Origin of the sequence: Kribbella sp. (genome assembly GCF_035655035.1) — a bacterium.
Lineage (GTDB): Bacteria > Actinomycetota > Actinomycetes > Propionibacteriales > Kribbellaceae > Kribbella.
The window spans coordinates 1-2,100 of the sequence record NZ_DASRVN010000625.1 but is presented as its reverse complement, the minus strand read 5'-3'; the positions used below and the strand labels follow the sequence as shown (position 1 = coordinate 2,100).

Annotated in this window: 3 protein-coding genes; 2 read left to right on the top strand and 1 reads right to left on the bottom strand. The window is 69.9% G+C overall.

Annotation, left to right across the window (positions count from 1 at the left end):
* Nucleotides 1-319, bottom strand: a 319-nt coding sequence (locus VFF46_RS32680; protein ID WP_325041100.1) for a carboxymuconolactone decarboxylase family protein, incomplete at its 3' end; no start/stop codon positions are given.
* A gap of 166 nt (nt 320-485) precedes the next feature.
* Here VFF46_RS32680 and argC point away from each other — a divergent pair.
* Nucleotides 486-1,517 carry an N-acetyl-gamma-glutamyl-phosphate reductase gene (gene argC / locus VFF46_RS32675; protein ID WP_325041099.1) on the top strand — a complete coding sequence of 344 codons (1,032 nt, stop codon included), beginning with the start codon at nt 486-488 and terminating at the stop codon, nt 1,515-1,517.
* Nucleotides 1,514-2,100 (top strand): bifunctional ornithine acetyltransferase/N-acetylglutamate synthase (locus tag VFF46_RS32670; RefSeq protein ID WP_325041098.1); only part of this gene is annotated, 587 nt, incomplete at its 3' end. The genes argC and VFF46_RS32670, both read left to right, overlap by 4 nt.

Below are 2,100 nucleotides of genomic sequence, written 5' to 3'. Positions count from 1 at the left end.
CACTGTCCCGCCACTGTGGCACATCGCGCAGCTTGGCCTGGTCGACCCCCTGGTGGTGGAACTCCCAGTACCCGAAGTCCATGCACCAGCTGCAGCCGATCCGCGCGGAGGTCACCATCACCGCGAGCGCCTTCAGTCCGGGAGCGAGCTTGTTCCACCGCGCTGCCGTCCCCTCCATCGTCAGCATCGTGACCAGCACCCGCCGGTTGTGCAACGCCGCCTTCCACGGATCCAGCACCTCGCCGTACTTCCGCCGGCTGCCCCACTCCGCCAGCCGCACGAACCACGTCCGCTTGTGCTCCAGCCCGATCCGCGCCATCTCGTCCTCCAGAGGTTCGTCGTCGACCCCTGGGACACGCGCCGGCCCGCCCGGTGTGACATGACGCGCGTCACAGCGGGTTCCGTTCGGTGGAAACGGGTAGTTGAGGGGAGCGGCCGTGGACCGGATATTGGATATTCTTCCGGATGATGGCATACTCATTCACATGAGTGTGAAGGCGGCGGTGGCCGGTGCCAGTGGGTATGCGGGGGGCGAGCTGCTCCGGTTGCTGAGCAGCCACCCGGAAGTGGAGATCGGCGCACTGACCGCCGGCGGGAACGCCGGTACGGCGCTCGGCGTGCACCACCCGCACCTCGTGCCGCTGGCCGGGCGCATCCTGGTCGAGACCACGGCGGAGCACCTCGCCGGTCACGACGTGGTGTTCCTGGCCCTTCCGCACGGACAGTCCGCCGGAATCGCCGAGCAGCTCGGCGACGACGTCACCGTGATCGACTGCGGCGCGGACTTCCGGCTGACCGAGGCCGAGGCGTGGATCGAGTTCTACGGCGGCGAGCATGCCGGCTCGTGGCCGTACGGACTCCCGGAGCTCCCGGGACAACGGGACAAGCTCCGCGGGTCGAACCGAGTCGCCGTACCGGGGTGTTACCCCACCGTCTCCACGCTCGCCCTGCTCCCCGCCGTACAGCAGGGGCTCGTCGACGCCACCCAGCTCGTGGTCGTCGCGGTCAGCGGTACGTCGGGCGCCGGCAAGGCCCCGAAGGCGCATCTACTCGGCGCGGAGGTGATGGGCTCCGCGTCGGCATACGGCGTCGGCGGCGTGCACCGGCATACCCCGGAGATCGAGCAGAACCTCACGCCGTACGCCGACGTACCCGTGAGCGTCTCGTTCACGCCCGTACTGGCGCCGATGGCCCGCGGGATCCTCGCGACCTGCAGTGCGCCGGTCGCCGACGGGACCGGCTACGCGACGCTCCGGAAGGCGTACGAGGACGCGTACGCCGACGAGCCGTTCATCCACCTGCTGCCCGAGGGACAGTGGCCGCAGACGCAGTCGACCCTCGGCGCGAACACGGTTCAGCTGCAAGTCGCCCTGGACCAGCGCACCGGCCGCGCCGTCGTCGTGGCCGCGATGGACAACCTCACCAAGGGCACCGCCGGCGCCGCCGTGCAGTGCATGAACCTGGCCACCGGTCTCGACGAGACCCTGGCCCTGCCCCTCGTAGGAGTAGCCCCGTGACGCTTGCCGTCAGCCCGGACACTCAAGTCGATCGGAGCGCCGGGGTCACCGCGCCGGCGGGCTTCCGCGCGGCCGGAGTGATCGCCGGGATCAAACCAGCCGGTACGCCGGACCTCACCGTCGTGGTCAACGACGGCCCGCACGACGTCGCCGCCGGCGTCTTCACCACGAACAAGGTGAAGGCCGCGCCGGTGCTGTGGTCGCAGCAGGTACTGACGGCCGGAGTCTTGAAGGCCGTCGTACTGAACTCCGGCGGGGCCAACGCGTGCACCGGTCCCGAAGGTTTCCAGGACACGCACAAGACCGCCGAGAAGCTGGCGTCCGTCTTGGGCGTGGGCGCTGCGCAGATCGGCGTCTGCTCCACCGGCCTGATCGGTGAGCGGCTCCCGATGTCCTCGCTGCTCCCAGGAATCGACGCTGCCGTCGAAGCGCTGGGTGCTGATGCGGCAGCCGGTCTGGCTGCGGCGACCGCGGTGATGACCACCGACAACGTCCCGAAGCAGGCCGCGCTGAAGCATCCGGACGGGTGGAGCATCGGCGGCTTCGCGAAGGGCGCCGGCATGTGCGCGCCGAACATGGCGAC